Origin of the sequence: Cellulophaga sp. 20_2_10, assembly GCF_023476645.1 — a bacterium.
Classification (GTDB): Bacteria; Bacteroidota; Bacteroidia; order Flavobacteriales; family Flavobacteriaceae; genus Cellulophaga.
Genome location: NZ_JAMCOJ010000003.1, coordinates 249,637 through 272,392 on the forward strand (window position 1 = coordinate 249,637; position 22,756 = coordinate 272,392).

The following is a 22,756-nucleotide window of genomic DNA, read 5'->3' on the forward strand; positions in this document are numbered from 1 at the left end:
TTAATGTGCAGTGCTATTTGAAAAGAAGTTCATTATAATAACACCAGCTACAATTAAGCTTATCCCTAAAATAGCAGGAAAATCTAAAGTTTGTTTAAAAATTACAACCGAAATTATTGCTGTAATAACAATACCTAGGCCTCCCCAAATTGCATATGCAACTCCTAGCGGAATATATTTTAATGCCTGTGAAAAAAAGAAAAAAGAAATAACATACGATACTATTGTTACAATAGTCGGTATTGTTTTTGTAAACCCGTTTGAGGTTTGCATAAAGCTAGATCCAACAATTTCAAAAACAATTGCTAGTGCTAAAAATAAATATTTCATTATTTAACCTAGGTATAAGTCTACTAAGCCTGTTGGAGTGGTCACAAAAATAGTTTTGTTCTCGCGATCTACTTTTGTAATAATTTCGTCGTTAATAGGTATAAGAAGCTGCTTGTCTCCTTTTTCAACTTCAAAGAGTGCTTGTGATGTGGTGTCGTTAACACTGGTAATTTGTCCAATGTCTCCGTGTACATCATCTTGTAATGTAAAGCCTATAACTTCGTGGAAGTAAAATTTGTCACCAGATAATTTAGGTAACATTGTAAGTGGTAAGTAGAGTTTGGATCCCATTATTCGGTCTGCGTCAGACTCGTCTAAAACATCTTCAAACCTAATACGTAATAAACTAGACTTGTGTAATCTACATTTATCAATAAAAAATGGAACCAGGTTATTTCCTAAAGAAATAAACACTGATTCCATGTTTTCGTAAACTTCAGGTTCGTCAGCATCAACTTTAATTAATACTTCGCCCTTAAAGCTATATTTAGAAACGATTTTACCTAAGTAGAAACAATCTTCCTTTTGCATATCGTTCTTTATATAAATTTATTCTTCTTCAGAAGCTGCTGCTTCTTCTACTGCTGGAGCTTCTTCTGCTACTGGAGCTGCTGCCGCTGCTGCATCTGCAGAACGTTTTTCGTTAATTGCTTTTTCAGATTCAAAAATCTTAGCTGCTTCATCAGCTTTAACTTTATCTAATCCTTCAACTTTACCAGCTACAGATTTTTCTTTTTCAGCGATCCAAGCGTTAAACTTTTCAGTTGCTTGCTCTTCAGTTAATGCACCTTTACGTACACCACCTTGTAAATGATGCTTTAATAAAACACCTTTGTAAGATAAAATTCTTTTAGCAGTTTCTGTTGGTTGTGCACCATTAGATAACCATTGTACAGAACCATCAATATCTAAAGTAATTGTTGCTGGGTTTGTGTTTGGATTGTAAGTTCCTAATTTTTCTAAGAATTTACCATCTCTTTTAGCACGAGAATCCGCTGCTACTACCCAATAGAAAGGTTTTCCTTTTTTACCGTGTCTTTGTAATCTAATTTTAACTGGCATATCACATTAAATTTGTAGGGTGCCCGACCCTTGTTATTAATTCTTTCGTTTGCTTTTGGCTTAAAAGCGGGTGCAAATATACAATTTCTGTTTAATTGACACTACTTTGTGGTGTAAAATTATCTTTTTTAAAGAATAATTTTCAATTATTCTTTTCAGCTAATTTTTTTGACTTCGATAAATTGAAAATTATTCCTAATAAATATACAATGCTAAAAATAAAAGGAAAGAAAATAATAATCAATGTCCAGAATAATTTTGAATTTCCACTCTCATCACGAAAAACAAAATAAATTGATGAAATGGTTACTATTAAGTAAGTAATTATTAATGTAATTACACTGTAAGGGCCAAAAAATAATCTTATTATCATCTTTTTAATGGAATTTGATTCAAAAATAGGATTTTTATCCAAGCGAAAAAAATTTACTTTTTATAGGTTTTTTCTTCACAAAAATAGCAGGCAATTTATCGTTTGCATAAGCAAAGGAAAAAATAACAACTTAACATTTATTAAGAATTGGCGTTAAACTTAGGCTAAACCGCTTTATTATTTTGTAATTGGTTCCTTATCTATCTAATTTAGAGGAGCAAGATTGTTGATAATCAGCAAGGTTACTTAATTTAAATGATAAGAGATAGTATGAAGTATACAGAAAAAATTACAAACAGATTGAACAGTTTATTAGAGAAAACGTACGATGCGGAAAAGGGATATAAACTTGGAGTAGAAAAAGTAGAAAATCCTTCTGTAAAACGGTTTTTAGAAAACAAAATAGAACAACGTTATAATTTTGGACATCAACTGAAGTCAGAAATTTTAGCGTACGGAGAACTACCAGAAAAGGGTGGTAGTTTAAAAGGCGATTTACATAGAACTTGGATGAACCTAACGGCTACTTTAGCTTCTAATGAAGATGAGACTATTTTAAATGAAGTAGAGCGAGGAGAAAAATCTTTTATTGAGGAGTATGACGAAATTTTAAAAGATAAAGATATGGTGCTTGCACCGTCTACAGAAAACCTGTTAATAGCACAGCGTGATAGTGTGCAGTCGTCACTAAATACCGCTAAAGTGTATCAGGAGATGGTTTCATAATTATCTTGTATGTTTGGTTAATTGTTGAGGAAGCAGGGCAGATGCCCTGCTTTTTTATTTTAACCATTTATGTAAAATATTGTTATTGTTTTTTTAACCGAAGGTTATGATTTAAACAACTCGTTAGCATTTACATTCTCTTGCTGTTCTTTTGTTGCATATTGCCATTGGTAGTTTTTAAATCCAAATAGCTTGGCTACAGTATTTGCAGGGAATGTGCTAATAGAATTGTTATAATCTGTGATAGAAGAACTAATGTATCTTCTGCCTGCTGCAATTTGTTCTTCAGACTCGTTCCAACTATACTGTAAGTTCGTAAACTGGGTATTGGCTTTAAGTTCAGGATAATTTTCTACCTGGATCATTAAATTTTTTAATGCCTGACTTCCTTCCTTTTCCATCGCTGGGTCAGAGTTAGATTTAGAAGTTCTTAGCGCCGTTATTTTTTCTAGGGTGCCTTCTTCATACGTCATATATTGCTTAACTGTTGCAACCAAATTTGGTATAAGATCGCTTCGTTTTATGTATGATGCGTCTAATGATGAGATTGAATTTTCAATCTGGTTTTTAGCCCTTGTCATTTTATTGAAAATTGAAATAAATGCAATGACTATAATTGCAAGTACTACTACTGTTACTATTATTCCTGTTCCCATTTTAGTTGTTTTTATTCCAGATGTTAATATTTAATTTTAAATCGTCTATAATTGATAGTTGATTGTGTAAATCGGTATAGAAATCTAACAATAGCTTATTGTCATTTTTGCTTATTGAATTAAATTGTCCTGGTTCAAAATTATTAATACCACTATTGTTTAAAATAGAAATTCTATTATTTTTAAAAGACATAAATAAATCTCCTTTTGTTCTTGTTGCTAGTGTTTTTATTCTTTCCATTAAAGCTGGAGTTAAAATATATCTAGCTTCAGTCTGATCATAACAATACACATTAAATAATTTAGAAAATTCGGGGTCTTCTAATATTACTTTAGGGCCAAAGTCATTACTGGTGTACATATCTATATCTGTAGTTCTTGTGCCAGCTAATCCAAGAGTTAAGGTTTCGGACACAGAATCCATTACCTTCTTTTTGGTGGTTTTCTTAGGAACTAAGTATAACTCAGAGCTAAAATTTTTATTAAACTTAGCAACAAAAGCTTGTCCAAAAAATACTTGATCTGGACCCTCTTTTTCACTAGAGAAATTTCTTTTATACTCTATATCAAGATCACTCATTTGAAAAGGAACTCCTTTGTGTGACCCCATTATTTGGTCATTACCAGTTATAATATATTGTTTGTTTTCTAATAGGCCAGTTTCTAATACTTCTGGTAAACTAAGATGTCCGTGAAGTACAAAATGAAAATTAGGGTTTATAAATGCAATCATAGGTTTTAAAATTTTGGTTTTAAAACTATTTCCAGAGTTCATTGCAATTCCTGGTTGCCCCTTATGCTTGCCCAAAGCATAGAAAAGGGTATAAAAAAGTCCAAAACCTCCAAACACAACATAAATCAGATATTCTGATTTAAACGCAATATCGGAGAATTGTAAGTATACATAACCGCCTACAAAAAGAAGAATAACTAATACCGAAAATATAAGATATTTTATATAGTTGGTTTTACCAACACTTCTCTCTTGGTCTAACTTATTAATGTCGTTAAAAAGCGTTGTGTCTATAAATTTCTTGAACTCTTCTTTAGGTTTTAATGGGTACTCTTTTTCTTGGGTTTTAGTATCAGAACTACTATATAGCTCATCCCAAGCTTTGTTTATCTGTTCTGTATTAGCACCACTTAACACTCTTTTTAGATCTGGAATTACATAAGCCTCAATTGGTAAGTCATACGGTTTGTATTTGGTGTCTTCGTCTAAAACTATAGTGACATATTCTACAGGAGCCAATCTTATATTGATTTTTAATAGCGGAATAATAATTTTATATACAGTTCTTTGGTCAATAGAAGACGCTATAGACCCTTTATCAATCTTTAAAATAAGTTCGTCTATTAACTTTGGTCTTTTTGTTAATTTAATAATTTTTAGAAGCGGAAAAGAGAGCATTGAAAGTAGTACTGCAGGAAAAATTAACTTATAGTAAAAAGGAGTTTCTTCACTATTTAACATTCCTGTAATTCCACTAAAAGCATTTTTAATGTAATTAGATACGGCTTCAAAAGCATAAACGTAAATTAAAGTCGATACAATGGCTATAAAAATTATAATTAAAATAAAGCCTAGTATGGAAAGCTTTTTATCTCTTTGGTGTGCACTTAGCAATTGCTGTTTTAGTTCGGCTGTTGTCATTAGTCTAATAGATAGTTTTTAATTAATAGTTGGTGTATGTTGCTTTATTTTTATAATATATGTTCGTCTCAAAATCGTACGTAAATACGTGATTTAAATAGTGGTTTTACTGTAGGGTAATTTAGAGCTATTTTTTTACCTAGCCAAGAACTGAATAAGTTTTGCTCTCCTTACACAATACAAAAAAGCCAGTCTTTCTTAATTCAGATCTATGAGTGATGATTGCCTCAGTTAGATTTGAGAAATAACCTTAGTTTCTAATAAATTAACTCTTGATTTAATTGTGCTGTAATTCTGTGTATATGAAATTAAGCACATAAAAATAACGTCGACTATAGATAACTACGTCATATGAGTTTAATGCTATTGTATCTTTATAGATATAGGGATTAAAAATCTTTATAAGTTTATTCTTGGTTCTCTTCTTCTTTTTTTCTCCAAACAAAATAACATACGCCAGCCCATATTAGGTTAACGGCTACTATTGAAACAAAGAAAACATCTTTTCCCGAGTCTAAGGAGTAATCTGCAATGCCTAATATAATATAAGCAACTAAAGCAAATGATGCTGCTAAGCCAACAAAATAAGCTATTTTGCCTTTTTTTGTTAAATGTTTTAATAATAATCTCTCTAACATCTTCTATTTTTTTAAGTTGATATAAAACCATTCTTCGGTTTTATTTGTGTTAAAAGTAAATAAGTTAGTCTTTAAGTGAATTACCAAATGCATAAGTGTAGCTGTAAAATATATATTCGTTAAAAATTTGAAGACTTGTGTAAATAGCGAATAATGTTTTAGATAAAGAATCTAAATAAGGAGTTAATTACAGATTGTTGTAGGCTGCTGTTTGCTTTAGCAAGGAGACTAATATCTATACGATATTAGTTTTCCGTTTTTGAGGAATAGAAACTTAATACCTAATTAAAATAGGATTTTTTCATTACAGTTGGCCGTTGTTTAGTATAGCGGTAATTTCTAATTTAAGGCTATTAAGTTTTACGGTATTTCTCATGTCTTCTACTGGTACATTATTTAATTTGTCATTAACTTTAAAAGCCATAGATAACTGTGTGCTCGTGTATATAAAATAAGAACTTTGTCTTAGAACGTAAAAACCTTTAAAAACATCTAAATTGAATTTTTTTTTAAGCAATCCCATATAGTGAGATGTAATTAAATGGTTGTTTTTTATATTAATTTCAATTTTAGTGCTTGCACCGTAAAGCCAAAATAAAGGAACTACAATAGACATTATTCTATAGATAATGGCATATTGTCCTAAAGCATTATTATTGTAATAAAAGTTAAACACAAAGCCAAATAGTATAAGGAGAACACAGAATACTGAAAGTATTTTCTGTTTCAAGGGGAAATATATAAAACCAGTTTCTGTAGCTTTAAAATAGGTGAGGTTTTTCATAAATCCTATATTGTTTTAGTATTGATGTAGCTTTTAAGTCTAATTAAAATTTTTTGATTAAACTCTTCTAATTGTTTTTGATCAAAGCTAGTTTTAGAGTATTTAGGAGATATTATTTTATGTTTTCCTAATGGATCTTTTTTTAAAACCATTTCATAATAGGTTAGATTATTAAGGGAAACAAGTTGCACACGCTCTATTGATTTAAAATCAATGGTATATAATTTAATGAACCAGCTTCTTTTAATAATAGTTTTAGAATTAGCGTTAAAAGTTATTTTTATATCACTTAAAAACCAACACGGAACAAAACCAATTAATAAAGAAATAAAATATACTTTAAACAGAATAAGCCCCTCTAATAACGTAATAGAAAGTGTAGGGAACAAAAAAAATAAAGACAAAAAGAGGAATGAAAATGAGAGTAGTACTAGTATTCTAATTTGCAAACCTGTTTCTATTGTAATTTTTTTATTTTCGATTAAAAATCTATTCTTCTTTATTTTAATCATTATAATTTTGACTATTCTTTGTTCTTAGATATTTTTACAGTAGTAGCAAACATAAACCCTTTGTGTACATCTTCAGTCATATTCAATTGCGGACAAGGCGCGCCATTTACAATTGCCAACGTATCTTTTTCACTAAAAGATACAGACCTATGTTCACAACCAAATATTTCGGTAGGCTACTGTTTTCTAATCATCCAGTCATTAGTTGATTTTAAAAATAGATCTGCATTAAATCTTCCGTTAGATTTATAATCATCTAAGGTGTCTTTTGCGAACATTGAATTTTTTAGAAGAGTTTAAATTTAATCAAATATCCCTAGTACTTTTTCTACAAAAGAAGTTGATCCAGATAGATCTGAAACACCTAAATCTTTAAGAATTTTAGTTGCCTCTGCCTTTACACTTAACTCGTCATTAGCTGCTAAGTCTTTTATTGGGTTAATCCAGTTGTTAAACTCTAGAATGTCATCATCTTTATTTACTTCTATTAAATAATAATCTATAACAGATAAAAGTTCAATTTTGTAATTGCTGTCTGGGTTAGACGAAAGATTTTCAGTTAAAAAGTTCATTATTTTTATATAAATATCTAGAGACTTTAAATAGATACCCTGCATATCAATATCTGTAAGTATATTTAAATTTTCAGAATCAATTTTGTTATTTATGGCAAGGTTAATTACCCTCTGTATTTCCTCATATAAAAACTCATTGTGGTCTAAAGAGAACTCAGATAATGACTCATATACAATGCTTAAGCTTGAAAAATCTGTAGGTTGTATCTGTAGACAGTATTGTTTTATTTCGTCAAAATTATCTTTGGCATAACTTGCTATATCTCTTCGGAATTTACGAGTCGTTTTATTATCGGTATCTAACCACTTGTCTAGTTGGTTATCTTCATGGTATTTTAATTTTTCAATGATATTCATAATCTCGTACGATGTTATTTAATTAAGATTTACGTTTCTGAAAAGATGCACTATTGTCTTTTCAATTCTTAAAGTGCGTTGCATTCATCTAAAACCTTTCTTTTGTTTTAGCTCCTTGTGTGCGGTAAAAGTATCGTAATTGAGACCGTCCTAATATGCTGAACATATAACTGTAGCTGTAAAATATATATTCGTTCAAAAAAACAGGAGTTAATAGCGTATTGCTATAGTGTCTTTGATTTGTTTATTGGTAGGTTTTTAGTTCCAAGCCGAATAAACGCCCCATTTATTTCCTTTTTTCTCAAGAATATGAAGTATAATAAAATCTCCGTATTTACGTGGGGAGTCTTCTTTTGGAATGAAACAGACAAAATATCTATTCTCAGTTAATTCTATTTTAGGGTTCCATTTTTCAATAACAGCCTGTCTCATTTTTTTATGATTATTGGTTTTGTTGTACCCTTTTTCAATATCTTCTTTCGTAAAAATAAGTAGGTTAAAATCGTTGTAAAATTGTTTGAATGGTGTAGCCATTACTCGTTCAAAACTAAAATAGTCTTCCTCTTTTTTTAATTTTAGAGCTTTTTTTCTTAATCTCATAGAACGTCTAGACACCCTTCTACTTCTGTTAATTTTTTCATCTTCAAACATATTTACAAATTCATCTCCATTGTAAAATCTTCCATAATATTTTTGGAGCTTAAGCTGGCGTAAAGATTTAGCTTCCTTTTTTATGAACGTATGTATTTCTGCCTCGGTTTTAGCATCTAGTTTTTGTGCTTTACATAAAAAGGAGCACAAGCTAAACAGTATAATTAGTGCTGTTTTTTTATTCATCAATTTAATTTTTCAATTTGCTCATTAATTTCTAGATGTATTTGCTCTAGTTGTTGATCGTAAATTGCTGTATCTTCTTTAATTGCTTTTTTATATAATTCAAAAGCTTTTAGTCTTAATTCTGAGTATTTAAGTAAGATCTTATTTTGCTCTAATAACTCAGAAGGTAAGTTTTCTATAGTATTAGAATTTTTTATTATTTCAATATTTTCTTCCCATTTAGGAATTGTACTGTTTTCTAATTCTTGAAGAAGCGAATTGTCTGTTTCTGTTTCATAGTGTTCAAAAAAGAGTAATGATTCAGTTTCGTTTTTAGAAAACTTAGCAATTTCAGCATCATATTTTTCATATTCATCTCCGCCTACCGAAAGATATGCATATCCAAAAATTCCAATTAATAGTACAATTAGAGATACAAAACCAACCCCTGCTGCTTTCCATCCAGAGTAAAAATTATTCTCATTTTCTTTATGCTCATTTAATATTTTTCCGTGGATTTTTTCAACAATTGAATATATTATTGCCGTATAAATTGCAGGTATAACAAAGCTTGGAATTTTTTCAATTATCGCCTCAGGAATCATAAAAATTCCTGTAAACAAAAGGATAGTAGCTACAAATCCTATTAATAAAGATTTTTTTCCTTCATCAGGTTTATTTAGGCTTAGGTAATTTTCTCTAATTAAATATCCTGCGGCTAATGGCCCGCCAATAAAGGTTGCAATTGCTATGGATTTTTGAGAATAAAATCTTAAGTCTTTAGTGTCTTCTTCTTTTTCAATCATAATTTTTTAATCAATTCAAAGATGTTCTTTGGTCTTTGTATCTCATAAAATTATAATAATTGATTCTAGTTTAGAATACTAAACCTATAACTGTAGTGGTTAAATCTATATTCGTTTAAAAAAAATGAAAACGTATATGAGTAGACCATGCATTTTTTATGCAAAGTATATCATCGTATATTTTTATATGTATAGTTAGTATTGGTGCCTCTAAACCTTTCTTCAATAGAGCACAATAAAGTTTTGCTTTTTCTTATTAATTCTAATGTTTTTTAAAGACGATGCAATCTTTATTTTTTTGGAGTCATAATTCCGTCACTATTTTTATTCAGCTTCATTTTTACCAATATCTCATGTAGTGTTTCTGCAGAAAGACCATGTAAAACCAATCTGTAGGCTACACTGTACGTAGTTGCAGGTACCATAGGGTGTTTGTTATTAACTAACCCTAAATGACCAGGAGTATTTAAAATTTGTGATGTATAAATAGCTATTGTTTCATCTAATTGCAATGAGTTTGATGCTCTTATAAAATCATTAGAGGTTAAAAATAGTTGGTAAAAAGGTGTAAAAAGCTCAATAGCTGAGCGTAAGTCTAAAAAGTTAGTCCATTTATTTGGGAAGCTGATATGATTAAACTGATCTTCAGTAATCATATCTAAGTTTATATTTTCGGGAGAAGAAATTGTTATATTTTTCTCTTTTAACTGACTGTTTAAGTGAATAACAAAATTATATAAGTTTAAATCATGCTTTAGGAATAAATCATCTTTTACGTCTTTAAAATCTTTAGGTTTTAAAGGGTTTCCTTTTACGTCTACATTGGGAATATTACCTGCTATAAACTGTAAAATCTCTGTGCCTATATGAAAATGACGAAATATAAGTAAGTTGGCATCTGGGCTAACAAACCTTTTAAGTCCCCATGCTAAAATATGATGTAAAACCTTTGATGAGTTGATTAACTTAGGAAAGAAAAATTTGAATATATGAATAAAAAACATGGTCATTTTAGACCAGAATTGCACCATTGGTAAAATGTATTTTACCGACCTAGACGAGTTATCTCTCATCAAGGCTAATTTTGTTGTTTGGTTAATAGGAATACTATCATCTAAAAATAACGCTAGCCAAGGATTAGGGTCCCTTTCATCGTGTGCAGATATGTCCATGTTTTCGTTTATCATATTTTTGTTTAATAATTACCTAATTCTTCTAACTGCATTTTGTATAATTTGGCTGTGGTTTTAGCTGTCTTCACTATTTTTTTAGCCACTTCCATATTCATCTTTGGATGATTTAATGCTTTTTCTAAGTTATGAAAATGATTTTCATCTGCTACGCCATGATAAGTAAAAAAAGATACTTGGTTATCCTTTAGGTTTAATTGATCCTTAATCATTTCTCCCCAATAACCAGATAGTCGCTTGCCAATACCTTCTATAATAAACATAGAGCCTAACAAATCTATAGGGTTAGCTTTGCTTGCTTGTTGAAACATAAAATTGGTTAACGCCATACTACCTATGTTTTTTTCGCCAGTTCTTATGGTGTTTATATTTTCTCCTAAGGCTTCAAAATTTTTCTCTAGCATTTGGTAATCTTTGTGCTCTGCTGCTGTATGTTTTATAAAAGCAGATCGTAGCTCAAACAAATCTATATCTATGTTTGATGCTGCACGAGATATCCACTGAGAGCCATCTATTACTTGTTGTCTAAGGTCTAGTAGTAATAATTTATAATCAGAAAGACTTAGCTTGCCATCATGTATTTTTGTAACAATAGGTACTTTAAGCAATTCTGTTTCAAAGTCGATCCAGATTTGAGAAAGGTTTCTAATTAACCATTCAGAAGTTTCATTTTTATTAATAACTAACTCAGGAGGTTCAATTTCTCGCAATGGATAACTCTTGGTAGCCGTGTTTGTATTTCCCGTTACAGTTAACTGCATAAAAGATGTAACAAAACGACCACTTTCTGGAACCATGCAAAGTATTTTGTCGTCTAATTTTAACTTGCCAGAATGCATTAATTCATCTAACATTATAAAAATAGAAGCTGCTCCTGTATTTCCTTTTGATGTAAGGTTGCTAAACCATTTCTCATCTGTAATTTCTCCGCCTCCTTTTAGCATTAACTCTTTTATAGGTTCTTTAAAAACCTCAGAAGAATAATGACAGCATAACCAATCTACTTGGTCTTTGTTAATTTTACCTTGGTCTATGAGATCAAAATAGTGCGCTACGCCAGTTTTAATTACCTTGTCTAATAGTCGTGTGTCTTGCTTTAAATTAATTGCGCCTGCTTTAGAAGCTTCCTCGTAACTAGGATAATCTAGCCAAGTTTTTTCGTCTTCATTTTTATTGTCAGTTTTTCCTGTGTACATACAAACAGGAAACTCATTTGCATGCGATTTTATATCAATCCAATCAATTTTTAAAGAAATTCCGTTTTCGTTTTTCTTATTTTGAAGTACAAACGCACCAGCGCCATCAGACAACATCCATCTTAAAAACTCGGTATCAAATGGTAATGAGCTCGTATTCTGGGCTTCAAAACGCGATGCCTTAAACAATCTACTTGCTAACTCGCTACCTACGCAAACTGCATTTTGCTTTTCATCACTTTTAATTTGAGCATATGCATTTTTCAAGGCCATTATTCCACTAGCACATACACTTTGGAAACTAGCAACTTCACATCTATTAAAATCTAAACCTGCGTGTACCATACTTGCAAAACCAGGGATGGGTAAATCTGCTTGTGTGGTTCCAGTACATAATAATTCTACATCTGTACTTCTTAAACTACTGTTCTGTAACGCATCGTTTACAGCATGTACGGCTAACTGTGCATTAGAGTGTGTTGTTTCTTGGTTTTTGTTTATAGCATAGTGTCGCGTTTTAATACCATTTTGTTTTAATACACGCTCTTTTGCTCTACTATCTTTGCCGTTTATGCGCCCCAAGAAATCTTCCATTTCTTGATTAGAAACAGGCTTGTTTGGTAAAAAAGTTCCAGAACTTGTTATATATACCTCGTTCATTTATTATTTGTTATGCTTGGAAAATAATTTATCCAAGAAGTTAAGAGAAAAGCCATAATTTTTTCGGCCTCTACTATGGTGTTCGTTATGGTATGTTCCAAAAAGTCTCCAACTAGTACCTTTGCCTTCTCCAAATCTATAATTGCAATGTCCTGCAAAATTTAATAGAATACTTACTAGTGGATATATAAAGACCGCTACGATAGAGAAAGGAATAAACGGAACAATTGTTAGTGGTATGGTGCTTAGTAAAAGAGCTTCTATCCAATGAAAACTGAAAACAGAATACACTGTAGAAACTCTAGATTTATGATGTATATAATGTACGTTTTTCATCATAAATTTTTGGTGCATTATTCTATGTACTATATAAAAATGGACTTCGTTCCATAGTGTTAGTAACGTAACTCCTGCTGCTATATTAAACCAGGTATTTGGGACTAGTTCTACAACATTAATCCTAATTAAATAAATAATGGGCATAATTGAAAACCCAAAAACAACTATTGATTTTATAGAGTGTTTTATTTCAAAAGCAATCTGTTTTTTAGATACTTCTTTCGATTCAATTTTATTAAGGAAGTGCTTTTTTTCTAAGGTTTTACAGATAAACAAGAACAAGGATCCTACTCCAAAATATAGAAATATAAAGTACCCAAAAGTCAGCCAATATAAAGTAATATAGGAATAGTTAAATAAGATGTCTTTAATAAGAAAATCCAATGTAATTATTTTAGTTATAGTTAGTTGAGTTTTTATAACGGTTTATGTATAAGCCGTAGTATGTTAAAAGCTCTATTTCACCTATAAACATAGAGCTAAATCTTTATATGTTTTAAAAGTAGATGAGTTTTTCTTAAAATAGATTGCCAAACGTATAAGTGTAGCTGTAAAATATATATTCGTTAGAACTTGAAGACTTGTGTAAATGGAATAAATAATTTTAAAGAAGAAGCCAAAAGAGGAGTAGTTGGGGGTTCCTTATTAAGCGTTTTGGTGGTTATTTAATTATCATGTTGTACTTTGTGTATATGGTATTTTTCCAATCTGTACAACTTGCTGTGGTACTATTATCCAAGTCGTTTTCTATGCTATTTAAAATCTCTTCAACCCATTTTAAGTTTAAAACATCTCCATATTCTAAAATTCGGTTTTTTTCAACATCGCACTCCCACCAAAAAAGAATGTCCGATACAAAAATTCCGTCCCAAGTAAAGCGTTCCGTTTTTTCAATTGCATCAGGTGACTCAATATCAAAAGTTAAAAACCCATTTCTTGTAGTGTCGTAAGCGTAAATTTTATAGAAACTTGGGTCAGATAAAAAGGGAATTATAACATCAACATTATAATGGTCTTGCTCATTTTTTGTCATTAAAAAATATTCAGAGGGACACCGGTAGAAATCATCTAACTCTAATTTTTTAGATTTCTCATTTTCCACAAACAAGTCATTAATTATTGCAGGCAATTCTATTTTCTTTAATAAAGACAAGACATCTTCTTTTTTTAATCTTTGGGTATCCATTTCCCATTCGGTTTTTTTTGAAGCCATTTTTTGGATAGTAGCATCTGGTAGTTTAGGGAACTTTTTCTTGTAAAATTCAGTATACTTTTCGGTGAAATCACTTTTTATTTTTTCCTGATTCTTTTTTCTCTTAAAAATTCCGAACATTATGCCTGTTTAAGTTTATACTATATTGATACAGATTTGGTAAAGAATGATAATTTTCTCTATTTAAATTTAGTAATAAATTGTCAGCTTTCTTGATGAGGTTTTAATTCTTCTTAAAAGCTTAAATATTTATTTTATATTTTTCCTTTAATACCATTGCAGCTCTGGTATATCCGCTATTTCCACCATCAATAAAATGAATATGTTTTTCACTTCTATTTTGTACATAACAAGACATTATACTTCTTTTGCTAACATGAATGCCGTAAACAATTAATCCATTTTTTTCTAAATCATCTAGATATTCAGTTAGCAACTGTCTTTGTTTTGGGCTGCCAGTGATAACCATATTTATACGCCCATCCATCACTAGGATATCAGATAATTGTTTTAGCTCATTTAAGTATTTTTGACCTTTCTGGTTGGGCAAATAGACATATTTACCAATTACTCCATTTACCCATACTTTCAAAAAGTTTATAATTCCAATTTTCTTATTACTTGCTTTTAGCTCTGTTTTAATTTTTTTGAAATTAAATTTTAACTCTAATTTATCTATAGAAATAGGGTTTCTATTGCTTAAAGAACCATATATTTCATCTGTTTTCTCTAATATTTTTTGAAAATTAAATGCCTGTTTAGATTCACTAATTGAATTAATTAATAAAGAAACTACCTCATTTGAATTTTGTGGCGGTGCAATTTTATTCCATCTGCACTCCATACCCTCTAAATCTAAATTAACATCTTGTTTATTGGGGATAGTAAAATCTACATCTTTAGATTTTATTATTTTTTCGGCAAAGAGTAGGCCATTACCTAATACTACGGGGATCGTATGCAGCTTATTAATACGTACCTTGATAATTTTTAACTCTTGTTTGTTTTTATAAACATTAGAAATAGGCATATTTCCAACCCTTAAATTAATATTAAATTCTTTTTTAATGTTTTTCTGATATAAGACTAAAGCCTCCATAGTTTCTTGTAACAAAATAGGAGGTATTAATAGCGTTGCACCATCTCCACCAAAGAAGAAAGGAATGTCAATAGTATGTTTTTTAGCAATATTTAACGAGGCGATAATACTTCCTGTTGCTATTAAATTTACTATTTCAGATAATCCTTTTTCTACAGACGCTGTTGAGCCCTTTATATCTGTTACTATAATGTACCATTCATCAGGGATGCGTTTAAAAAGATCAGTTTTTGAAAGTAATTCCGTAACTGGTTTCTTATAATTTATGAGGTTGTTGTAAAATAAAGTGCTTTCCATAAAATTGTTATTTGGGAACTATTTTAAGTAGGCTAATTGTCTTTTGCATTAAAAATTATTGAGAGAAAAGTTGTATATCCTAAGCTTAAAATTGATTTGGTTTAGCCCTTCTATGGTTCGTAGGTACTTATTTTTAATTTATTGTTTTTATGTTCTCTATGCTAAAAGCCAAGTTTAAAAGATTTTGCGGACCTTATAAAAATACACAGAACTTTTGATTTATTCCTTAAGTCTGAATTATGTATAGGTTTTGTTGTGGTGCGTTTTTATTTCATTAACTTTTTTAGTTCAATGATATCTTTTTCCGAGTATTTAATATGACGCGACCTATCTCCACAATAAATATAAGGGTCGGAATGTCCCAAAAACCTTTTTGCCCGTTTTGATACTTTTTTTGCATAAATCAAATATTCTTTGTCCAAAATTAATAAGGGAGAAGTACTGCTGTAAATTCTTGCGAATACTTTGATTCGTTTTTTATTCTTTCCTTTAAATTGTTCAGAAACTTCAAAAACATACCAGTAATTTTGAATTGGACGAAAATCAGTTGGTCCATTTTCGTCAATATCGGAATATTTTAAAGTCTCTTTTCTGATGATTTCAATTACTTTTCCAGTGAAGACATATTCAGATTTTTCAAATTCATCTGAAACTGTTGGAATACCAACTATTCCTGGGTATGCAACACATAATCTTTTTGAGTGAATACTGTCAATTACTTCTCTTTTTCTTTGACCGTAACCAAGAAAAGAAATTAGTAATATGAATAATGTAATGTTCTTCATCTACTGTATGGTAACGGTTTGTGTTATGTTTTGTAGCGTGTTTAAGTACCTAATTTAATAAATAAAAACTGAATAGAAAGTCCGTTAGTCCCGACGCTTCGGGATTCGTAAGTAGGCGAGAACTAGCAATAAATTATTTACGGAGTTACCTGCAGGCTTTATTCGTTCATTACAGATTTCGTTTGTTTTTCTAAATCGTCAATTCCATTATATTTTCTAAATTCTAAATTTTTTTCGAGCGTTTTCAATTCAGTTATTAGTTCTAATATTAAGTCTAAAGGTTCAGATTCAAATCCGAACATATTTTGGTCAAATTGAGTTCCGATTAAAAGTCCGTCATTTTCCATTCCAACACAAAAGTTTTCCATAAATTCAGACAATTTAATTTCAGCAACTTGATATTTTTTCCAACCATCTTTTATGCAAGATTTAGCTCTAGCTTTTTCCGCCCAAAAACAAATCATTCCAATTGGTTCTCCATCTTCGTCATCAGAATGTACAGAACTTGAAGTCGCATATCCGTTTTTGTTTTCTAAAGCGTAAACTATTTCAGATTCGCATACAGTTTTTACGAATTTCAAATGTCTATTTTTAACTGTAATATGGTTTTGTATCATAGTGGTTTTTCAGCTTGCAGGTAACGGTTCGGCTCGTATGTTTGTCTTATAGTTTGAAGATAGTATTTTTTTTGGTGATTATTTTTCTTTTTTAATTGCCAAATCCAAAAGATTTGGGGGACTCAACAAATACGCCCAAGCTATTAAGTTATTAATTTTTTGCCCTATTTTCTATAGCCATTGTTGTGCTTAGTTTTTCTATTTCCATTCTGTTTTTGTCCAGAAATGTAATTTTGAACCTCTTGTAAGGTCTTGGATTATGAATTATTAAATCAGGATGTTCTTCTTTTACTTTTTCCCAAAATTCTTCTTTGAAATTCTTTGGGTAGAAAATTTCCGCTATTCCGGATTTACTGTTGTAAGTCCAAGTGGCTTCAACAGTCTTATATATTACGGGACAAAGTGCATCTTGAATAACTGCTTGGAAAATACATTTGTTACCGGCTAGTAAAGTAATTTCAGAATTCCTTACCTCAATTTTTCTATTTGATTTTTCGCATGAGTTATAAATCCTTTTTTTTATTCCATTCTCTTTTTTATTACGTTCTAATTTCCAGCAGCCGTATAAATCGTATTCCAAAATTGGTTTGTCCTGTCCATTTGCAATTGGTCCGACCGCAAGAAAAATAAAGAGTAAAAAGGTTAGTTTTCTCATATTAGTTGAAGTAGCAAAAATTGCTCCAAAATTAAGCACAACGGTTCGTATATGGTTTGTTGCGATTGTCTCGCAACTAATCTAGTAAGAATAAACCGAACGTTAGGGAAATCCATAGGATTTTCCGAGTACACACAGACCCAAGCGATAAATTATACATTGTTGTCAAACGTTTTTTAACTTGTTCCGAATAGATTTTGAAAGACTGGTTCTAAAACACTTCCAATTATATATCCTAGAATTGACATTATTATTAAAAGCCAAGGTGTTTCTTTAATTAAAGTTACTATTCCAGAAAAAGTCAAACCATAGATATGTTTTTTCTTTGCATTAACCTTTAGTTCTTCATTTTCTACTAAAGAAATTATAGTTTCTATAATATCAACTTTTCTTAATGTAGACATATGAAGTTTTAGATATTCTTTATTTTCAAATGCTTGCGCTTCTTCGGCTCCTGTCATTGCATTTACTGTTGAAATATTATTTCTACTTGCTAAATTTAATAATCTTCCTTTAGGTCTGTTTTTTTTCATAGCCGTAAGTATAAATTCGTCCTAGAATTCTTGGAAAGTCATATTTAAAATCATCGGGAATTTGAAATGGTGTTCCTTGTAGAATTCTAATTCTGTTGTTTATAGCTTCAAATCCGTAGTTAGAGTCTCTCATATTCCAATGTATCCATTTATGAGTCGCATTCAAAGCAACAAATGCAGAAAAGTCTTCCAGCATTATTTTTTCTAAATTATCATATTCCGATGAAGACAAATTATTAAAATCCAAACCTGAAAATTGTGCTTGTAAATGAATTGAGAATGACTTTGTTTGAGATGTTCTTAAATTCATAACACAAATAGAAGTCACTCTTGGTGTGTTTCCGTGATTAGTGACAAAAGATTCACAAGAATAATGTATGATATTACACTTTACCTTTTCTTTTAAAAGTTCATTCAGTAAATCAAATCCTTGTTTTCTTTCTCTTATTCTAGGTGAGTTGAATATATTCAATTAGTTTGGTTTTTAATGTTTGGCAACTAGTTAAGAAACGCAATTTATTGCATTTATTCCGCCAATATGGGTGTATAAACACAGTTTTGCCGTTTTTAAAATTAAGTCTTGTTCCTAATTTTCTTACAATGTAAAACTATTTTTTAGACTGCAATTACGTATATGTGTAATTGTATCTGTATTTTATATAGTTGGTGTAAAAACGTGTGTAGTTGCTTTTCGTAATCAAAAAAGCCTTGAGTTTTACGTCAAGGCTTTCTCTGTTGTATGGCTACAATTGAGCTTGGAAAAACCAAGCATTCTTTTTTATTTTTTAAGGCTAAAGCTAAACTTAGCTCCTTCATTAATTTCTGATGTTACTTCTATGGTGCCACCAGATTTTTCTACAATCTTTTTTACTGTTGCCAAGCCTATACCATTACCACGAACACCGTATTTGTCTTGGTTGGCATTTACTTCAAAAATTTTAAATACTTGTTCTTGTTTTTCTAATGGTATGCCTGGGCCATTGTCTAAGACATAAAATTGGTAATGCGTATCTGTACTAGATACACCTAATTCTATTTTAACTTGTTCCTTGTCACTGTATTTAATAGCATTGGTTACAAGGTTAATTAATATTTGGTCTAAGGCTGTTTGGTTTACAGTTAAGTCGGTTAGACTGCTTTTTAACGTAAAGTCTATATTCTTCTCAAAAGAGAATAGGCTAGAGATGGTGCTTTTTACAGCCTCTACCTTAATCTCTACTTTGCTTTTGCTTAAAATAGTATCGCTTCTGCTGTAGTCTAATAAGCCTTCAATTAGGCCTTTTAGCTTGTCAGACGAGTCTACTATCATCTTTAGTATCTGTTTGCCTTCTTCATCTATTTTAGCATCGTACATTTCTAAAAAGAGAGATGTTAAGCTAGATACATTGTTTAAAGGCGATTTTAGATCGTGTGCTGCTATAAAAGCAAAGCGCTCTAGATCTAAATTTTTATCTTCTTGTTTTGCTAATTCTTCTTTAAGTCTTTTTTTGCTTTTTCTAAGGTTAAGCAAGTTCATTACTTGATTAGACAAAGCTGTTAAAGATTTAATTTGGTGGTCTGTAAGTGTATTTGGTTTTTGATCTGCAACACATAAAGTACCTAGCGGAAAACCATCTTCTGTAACAAATGGTACGCCAGCATAAAAAAGAATGTTTGCTTCTCCTGTAACAAAAGGGTTGTCATGAAAACGATTGTCTAAACGTGTATCGTTCACCATAAAAGCTTTGTCCTGGCTGTTTATGGCGTGGCCACAGAAAGAGACAGCCCTATCGGACTCAGAAATGTCTACACCTATAGTAGATTTAAACCATTGTCTGTCTTTGTCTATTAAGGTAATCATAGCAATAGGCATATTGCATATTTCTGCAGCAATTGCGGTAATATCATCATAGTCCGACTCTGGTAGCGAATCTAAAACAGAAAAAGAATTTAAAGATTCTAGACGTTCTTTTTCGTTTATGTATTCTTTAGGTGCTATCATGATAAGACGCTTTTATTGTTCTATTAAATATAGAACAAAGATTATATTTGTGTATTTCACGGAATTTTACTTACACTTTAACGGTGATAATAAAAATAAATTGCACAAAAAACCACTAATTTTTTAGTAGTACACGCTTGTTTCTGTTTTAGATTATGGGCATTAACTAGGAGTTAAAAAAATGTTCTTATATTCTTTATACTCATCTGTTCTACCTTGTTTTAAATACAGACGTAATAATTTTTGTAAAGATCCTTTAGATGCAATGTGATTTTTGCCAACGGCAGATTTCCAAACTTTTTCTGCGTTTTTTAAATCTCCTTTTTGGTAGTACGCTTCGCCTAGTAAGTTTTTTGTAAAAACAGAGGTAGAGTCTTTGGTAAGGTATTTTATGGCCTCATCGTACTTTCCTAGGTTTAAGTATGCGTCTCCTAAATTGTAGATTACGGCTAAATTTCCGCTATCTGCTAGTTTTTTACCATACGTAATTGTGCCTTGGTAGTCATTATTACTGGCGCATAAAGAAGCTAAAATCTGAGCTGCAGATTCGTTGCCTTTTTCAAAACTCATTTGGTAGTACTTTTTGGCCTCGTCTAATTTATGGTTGTTTACATATAGTAAAGCCAATTTGTTCATAGATTTTACGCTACCTTCTTCTATTGCTAATTTGTAGTGTGCAATAGCTTTTTCTGTGTCTCCGTTCTTTTTGTATGTATCTGCTTTAGACTCGTTAGATGGGGTACAACAAGTTAACAGAAATACAAAGACGGAAGCCTTTAGTAAGTTGTTCATTTTCATAGGTTATGTTCTTAGGTTTGTATTTCAATAATTTCTTTTTAAGTGCTATATAGTGTTCAGTTATATCATCTTGGGGCAAAGACGTATACTTTTAAAAAGAAACTTTATTTTTTATTTCATTTAGTCTTTTGTTTTAATGGTTGTTAAATTTAAAAGGTTAGCTGTAAGTTATTTAGAGTGCAAAAATAAGTTAATTCTTTCAAACCAAAGAATTCTTCTTAATTAAATAAGGTACAGTATATTAGGTTTAGTTGTTTTAACATATTTTTCTTAATTCTTTGTTTTTTTGTGCCAAAAAACAATAAAAATCAAAAAAAACGCATTATACTTTACCTAAAATACAAAGCATTTTTAACATAAACCAGTTAATTACTAGTTATTTAGCGCTTCTGATACTATTTTAAGGTCTATTATTTACTCAAAACTAACTATTTTCTTCTTTTCTAGTGTCCAAAGGTTTGCCACACGTGTACTAAAAATAGTGTCGACTTTTTTGTAAGTTCCTGTGTACGTTGCAATAACAACAATAGTATTGCAATCTGTAAACAAGTGTCAGAAGTAAATGTATAGTGTACCTACGCAGTGCCTAATCTTTTAAAACATTTTTTGAATTTCTTCTAGACCAATGTAAGCGCTATCGTAAGGAAAATCTTTAGCTTCTGGCTGTTTTTGGTATTTGGAAAATACGTATCCTTTGTTGTACTAACTACTCTTTTGTAGAGAGCGTGGAGTTATTGGATCTATTTTGTTTTAAATACAGTCGTATTAATTTTTGGAAAGAACTTTTAGATGCAATATGATTTTACCAACTGGAGATTTTTAAACTTTTTCCGTCTCTCTGTTCTTTTTGTATGTCTCTTCTTTACACTTGTTAGCGGGAGCAACAAGTTAACAGAAATACAAAGAGGTAAGTCTCTAGTCAATTATTTATGTTGATAGTTAGTTCTTCATATATTGGCAATAGAGGTGAAACTTATATCTTATTTTTATACAAGTTTTTAAACATTATAACTTTTTGGTTCTGTGTGTTTGTTAGTTTTTTGTTTGATAGAAACCAATACACACGTCTTGCTGTTAAAAAATCTGCGTTTAATAAAGGAATTAGATTGTTTGCCGTTTGTTCTGAAAAATGCTTTTTATCTTCAAGCATATTTAGTAAAGCGACTACTTCTTGGTAAGATTGTAATGTATTGGCATAACTGCTAATACGATCTAAATAAAGGGGAGTTGTAGGACTGTCTGTTTTTGCAATAGATTTTAATGCAGCTATTTTTTGCTCTACATTCCCTTGGTAAAACAATTTTTTTATATACTTTAAATAGTCCTTTTCTGTTGCCGTTTCTAAGTAATTAATTGTCGGTTTTGTTGGACTTTTTTTGCTTTTAAGAGTTTTAAAAATGGCTTCTAAATATTTTTTTTGATATAAATTTCTCTGTGTAAGTTGCTCTAAGGCTAAAGTGTAATGTGTGGTACTCTTTGTGTTTATAAAAACAATTAATTGTTTATTGGTAGCAGTAGTAGCTGTTAGTTGCTTTATTATTGGTGTTATTTCTCCGTTAGCCCAATGCCAAAGTGTAAAACAAGTTAGTGCAGCCCCCGGTACAGTATCTTCAGGATCTAATTCTAAAGCCGTGGCACCAGATATGGCATCTACGTTATCTGCTATTTCATTTTTTACGGTGAGTATATCTTCTATATACACCTCTTTAAAAGGCGAATTTTTATTTTGAAGTATAGTATGTAGTTTTTTGTAATCTTCTGTTGCAAATACATCTGCTTCATACTTTTCTAAAGTTGCTCCTTGTTCTAAAGTGTACCGTTGGTATTCTCCTATTTCATTCCAATACAAACGTACAGGAATTATTTTACATACATTTTCTAAGCATATTACAGATTCTACGTCCATAAAATATCCTGTAGTAAAACCAGTCTTATCTTTTACTTGCGTTAATAACGCCTTAACCGGCATTTTTTCACCAGGATGATGTAGTACAACCTTATGTTCTATGTTGTTATCGTTATCTTGATAACTGTGATTTTCTTTTTGCAAAATAGACAAAAAGAAAATCACAATACACATATGTATGTTTAGTTTGCCTAGCAT

General features: G+C 30.6%; 26 protein-coding genes. 1 reads left to right on the top strand and 25 read right to left on the bottom strand.

The window, feature by feature from the left end:
- The 4 genes from M4I21_RS07410 to M4I21_RS18680 form a co-directional block, all read right to left on the bottom strand.
- Entirely contained in the window at positions 1–330 is a 330-nt protein-coding gene (locus M4I21_RS07410) for a DMT family transporter (RefSeq protein ID WP_249558479.1), read from the bottom strand.
- Between the two features lie 3 nt (positions 331–333).
- On the bottom strand, positions 334–861 hold the full coding sequence (gene rimM, locus M4I21_RS07415; RefSeq protein ID WP_249558480.1) for a ribosome maturation factor RimM: 528 nt from the start codon (positions 859–861) through the stop codon (positions 334–336).
- Positions 862–879: 18 nt separating this feature from the next.
- Positions 880–1,392 carry a 30S ribosomal protein S16 gene (locus M4I21_RS07420; RefSeq protein ID WP_249558481.1) on the bottom strand — a complete coding sequence of 171 codons (513 nt, stop codon included), beginning with the start codon at positions 1,390–1,392 and terminating at the stop codon, positions 880–882.
- A 142-nt stretch (positions 1,393–1,534) separates the two neighbouring features.
- Entirely contained in the window at positions 1,535–1,765 is a 231-nt protein-coding gene (locus tag M4I21_RS18680; protein WP_502798714.1) for a PLDc N-terminal domain-containing protein, read from the bottom strand.
- Positions 1,766–2,035: 270 nt separating this feature from the next.
- On the opposite strand from M4I21_RS18680, the gene M4I21_RS07425 reads away from it, so the two are divergent.
- Positions 2,036–2,491, top strand: coding sequence for a ferritin-like domain-containing protein (locus tag M4I21_RS07425; RefSeq protein ID WP_249558482.1), 456 nt, complete (start codon positions 2,036–2,038; stop codon positions 2,489–2,491).
- A 104-nt stretch (positions 2,492–2,595) separates the two neighbouring features.
- Here M4I21_RS07425 and M4I21_RS07430 read toward each other — a convergent pair whose 3' ends face one another.
- From M4I21_RS07430 to M4I21_RS07530, 21 genes are all read right to left on the bottom strand, one after another.
- Positions 2,596–3,147, bottom strand: a complete 552-nt coding sequence (locus tag M4I21_RS07430; protein ID WP_249558483.1) for a LemA family protein — start codon at positions 3,145–3,147, stop codon at positions 2,596–2,598.
- Position 3,148: 1 nt separating this feature from the next.
- On the bottom strand, positions 3,149–4,801 hold the full coding sequence (locus M4I21_RS07435) for a DUF3137 domain-containing protein (RefSeq protein ID WP_249558484.1): 1,653 nt from the start codon (positions 4,799–4,801) through the stop codon (positions 3,149–3,151).
- Positions 4,802–5,208: 407 nt separating this feature from the next.
- Positions 5,209–5,439: a hypothetical protein gene (locus tag M4I21_RS07440; protein WP_249558485.1), complete on the bottom strand. Its 231-nt coding sequence runs from the start codon at positions 5,437–5,439 to the stop codon at positions 5,209–5,211.
- 304 nt (positions 5,440–5,743) lie between these two features.
- Positions 5,744–6,223, bottom strand: a complete 480-nt coding sequence (locus tag M4I21_RS07445) for a hypothetical protein (protein ID WP_249558486.1) — start codon at positions 6,221–6,223, stop codon at positions 5,744–5,746.
- A gap of 5 nt (positions 6,224–6,228) precedes the next feature.
- Complete coding sequence (locus M4I21_RS07450; protein WP_249558487.1) at positions 6,229–6,735, bottom strand: hypothetical protein; 507 nt, start codon at positions 6,733–6,735, stop codon at positions 6,229–6,231.
- A 302-nt stretch (positions 6,736–7,037) separates the two neighbouring features.
- Entirely contained in the window at positions 7,038–7,667 is a 630-nt protein-coding gene (locus M4I21_RS07455; protein WP_249558488.1) for a hypothetical protein, read from the bottom strand.
- 258 nt (positions 7,668–7,925) lie between these two features.
- Positions 7,926–8,504, bottom strand: a complete 579-nt coding sequence (locus M4I21_RS07460; protein WP_249558489.1) for a hypothetical protein — start codon at positions 8,502–8,504, stop codon at positions 7,926–7,928.
- Positions 8,504–9,289, bottom strand: a complete 786-nt coding sequence (locus tag M4I21_RS07465) for a hypothetical protein (protein WP_249558490.1) — start codon at positions 9,287–9,289, stop codon at positions 8,504–8,506. The genes M4I21_RS07460 and M4I21_RS07465 overlap by 1 nt, the downstream gene beginning before the upstream one ends.
- Positions 9,290–9,579: 290 nt before the next feature.
- Positions 9,580–10,476 carry a DUF6999 family protein gene (locus tag M4I21_RS07470; protein ID WP_249558491.1) on the bottom strand — a complete coding sequence of 299 codons (897 nt, stop codon included), beginning with the start codon at positions 10,474–10,476 and terminating at the stop codon, positions 9,580–9,582.
- Between the two features lie 8 nt (positions 10,477–10,484).
- Complete coding sequence (locus M4I21_RS07475; protein ID WP_249558492.1) at positions 10,485–12,335, bottom strand: beta-ketoacyl-ACP synthase III; 1,851 nt, start codon at positions 12,333–12,335, stop codon at positions 10,485–10,487.
- Between the two features lie 3 nt (positions 12,336–12,338).
- Entirely contained in the window at positions 12,339–13,058 is a 720-nt protein-coding gene (locus tag M4I21_RS07480; RefSeq protein WP_249558493.1) for a sterol desaturase family protein, read from the bottom strand.
- Between the two features lie 277 nt (positions 13,059–13,335).
- Positions 13,336–14,007, bottom strand: coding sequence for a hypothetical protein (locus M4I21_RS07485; RefSeq protein WP_249558494.1), 672 nt, complete (start codon positions 14,005–14,007; stop codon positions 13,336–13,338).
- 121 nt (positions 14,008–14,128) lie between these two features.
- Positions 14,129–15,283 carry a DUF3095 family protein gene (locus M4I21_RS07490; RefSeq protein ID WP_249558495.1) on the bottom strand — a complete coding sequence of 385 codons (1,155 nt, stop codon included), beginning with the start codon at positions 15,281–15,283 and terminating at the stop codon, positions 14,129–14,131.
- A 266-nt stretch (positions 15,284–15,549) separates the two neighbouring features.
- Positions 15,550–16,068, bottom strand: coding sequence for a hypothetical protein (locus M4I21_RS07495; RefSeq protein ID WP_249558496.1), 519 nt, complete (start codon positions 16,066–16,068; stop codon positions 15,550–15,552).
- A 158-nt stretch (positions 16,069–16,226) separates the two neighbouring features.
- Positions 16,227–16,649: a DUF2750 domain-containing protein gene (locus tag M4I21_RS07500; protein ID WP_249558497.1), complete on the bottom strand. Its 423-nt coding sequence runs from the start codon at positions 16,647–16,649 to the stop codon at positions 16,227–16,229.
- A gap of 187 nt (positions 16,650–16,836) precedes the next feature.
- Positions 16,837–17,340 (bottom strand): hypothetical protein, encoded by a 504-nt coding sequence (locus M4I21_RS07505; protein WP_249558498.1) that lies wholly within the window; start codon positions 17,338–17,340, stop codon positions 16,837–16,839.
- 176 nt (positions 17,341–17,516) lie between these two features.
- Positions 17,517–17,873 carry a hypothetical protein gene (locus M4I21_RS07510; RefSeq protein ID WP_249558499.1) on the bottom strand — a complete coding sequence of 119 codons (357 nt, stop codon included), beginning with the start codon at positions 17,871–17,873 and terminating at the stop codon, positions 17,517–17,519.
- Complete coding sequence (locus M4I21_RS07515) at positions 17,854–18,345, bottom strand: hypothetical protein (RefSeq protein WP_249558500.1); 492 nt, start codon at positions 18,343–18,345, stop codon at positions 17,854–17,856. Before M4I21_RS07515 ends, M4I21_RS07510 begins: the two co-directional genes overlap by 20 nt.
- Positions 18,346–18,651: 306 nt before the next feature.
- Positions 18,652–19,854: a sensor histidine kinase gene (locus M4I21_RS07520; protein ID WP_249558501.1), complete on the bottom strand. Its 1,203-nt coding sequence runs from the start codon at positions 19,852–19,854 to the stop codon at positions 18,652–18,654.
- A gap of 162 nt (positions 19,855–20,016) precedes the next feature.
- Entirely contained in the window at positions 20,017–20,652 is a 636-nt protein-coding gene (locus tag M4I21_RS07525) for a tetratricopeptide repeat protein (protein WP_249558502.1), read from the bottom strand.
- Between the two features lie 973 nt (positions 20,653–21,625).
- Positions 21,626–22,756: a hypothetical protein gene (locus M4I21_RS07530; RefSeq protein ID WP_249558503.1), complete on the bottom strand. Its 1,131-nt coding sequence runs from the start codon at positions 22,754–22,756 to the stop codon at positions 21,626–21,628.

Bases quoted from the DNA above. Each gene is read 5' to 3' on its own strand.
- M4I21_RS07410 (WP_249558479.1), bottom strand. From the start codon at position 330: ATGAAATATTTATTTTTAGCACTAGCAATTGTTTTTGAAATTGTTGGA.
- rimM (WP_249558480.1), bottom strand. From the start codon at position 861: ATGCAAAAGGAAGATTGTTTCTACTTAGGTAAAATCGTTTCTAAATAT.
- M4I21_RS07420 (WP_249558481.1), bottom strand. From the start codon at position 1,392: ATGCCAGTTAAAATTAGATTACAAAGACACGGTAAAAAAGGAAAACCT.
- M4I21_RS18680 (WP_502798714.1), bottom strand. From the start codon at position 1,765: ATGATAATAAGATTATTTTTTGGCCCTTACAGTGTAATTACATTAATA.
- M4I21_RS07425 (WP_249558482.1), top strand. From the start codon at position 2,036: ATGAAGTATACAGAAAAAATTACAAACAGATTGAACAGTTTATTAGAG.
- M4I21_RS07430 (WP_249558483.1), bottom strand. From the start codon at position 3,147: ATGGGAACAGGAATAATAGTAACAGTAGTAGTACTTGCAATTATAGTC.
- M4I21_RS07435 (WP_249558484.1), bottom strand. From the start codon at position 4,801: ATGACAACAGCCGAACTAAAACAGCAATTGCTAAGTGCACACCAAAGA.
- M4I21_RS07440 (WP_249558485.1), bottom strand. From the start codon at position 5,439: ATGTTAGAGAGATTATTATTAAAACATTTAACAAAAAAAGGCAAAATA.
- M4I21_RS07445 (WP_249558486.1), bottom strand. From the start codon at position 6,223: ATGAAAAACCTCACCTATTTTAAAGCTACAGAAACTGGTTTTATATAT.
- M4I21_RS07450 (WP_249558487.1), bottom strand. From the start codon at position 6,735: ATGATTAAAATAAAGAAGAATAGATTTTTAATCGAAAATAAAAAAATT.
- M4I21_RS07455 (WP_249558488.1), bottom strand. From the start codon at position 7,667: ATGAATATCATTGAAAAATTAAAATACCATGAAGATAACCAACTAGAC.
- M4I21_RS07460 (WP_249558489.1), bottom strand. From the start codon at position 8,504: ATGAATAAAAAAACAGCACTAATTATACTGTTTAGCTTGTGCTCCTTT.
- M4I21_RS07465 (WP_249558490.1), bottom strand. From the start codon at position 9,289: ATGATTGAAAAAGAAGAAGACACTAAAGACTTAAGATTTTATTCTCAA.
- M4I21_RS07470 (WP_249558491.1), bottom strand. From the start codon at position 10,476: ATGATAAACGAAAACATGGACATATCTGCACACGATGAAAGGGACCCT.
- M4I21_RS07475 (WP_249558492.1), bottom strand. From the start codon at position 12,335: ATGAACGAGGTATATATAACAAGTTCTGGAACTTTTTTACCAAACAAG.
- M4I21_RS07485 (WP_249558494.1), bottom strand. From the start codon at position 14,007: ATGTTCGGAATTTTTAAGAGAAAAAAGAATCAGGAAAAAATAAAAAGT.
- M4I21_RS07490 (WP_249558495.1), bottom strand. From the start codon at position 15,283: ATGGAAAGCACTTTATTTTACAACAACCTCATAAATTATAAGAAACCA.
- M4I21_RS07495 (WP_249558496.1), bottom strand. From the start codon at position 16,068: ATGAAGAACATTACATTATTCATATTACTAATTTCTTTTCTTGGTTAC.
- M4I21_RS07505 (WP_249558498.1), bottom strand. From the start codon at position 17,340: ATGAGAAAACTAACCTTTTTACTCTTTATTTTTCTTGCGGTCGGACCA.
- M4I21_RS07510 (WP_249558499.1), bottom strand. From the start codon at position 17,873: ATGAAAAAAAACAGACCTAAAGGAAGATTATTAAATTTAGCAAGTAGA.
- M4I21_RS07520 (WP_249558501.1), bottom strand. From the start codon at position 19,854: ATGATAGCACCTAAAGAATACATAAACGAAAAAGAACGTCTAGAATCT.
- M4I21_RS07525 (WP_249558502.1), bottom strand. From the start codon at position 20,652: ATGAAAATGAACAACTTACTAAAGGCTTCCGTCTTTGTATTTCTGTTA.
- M4I21_RS07530 (WP_249558503.1), bottom strand. From the start codon at position 22,756: ATGCTAGGCAAACTAAACATACATATGTGTATTGTGATTTTCTTTTTG.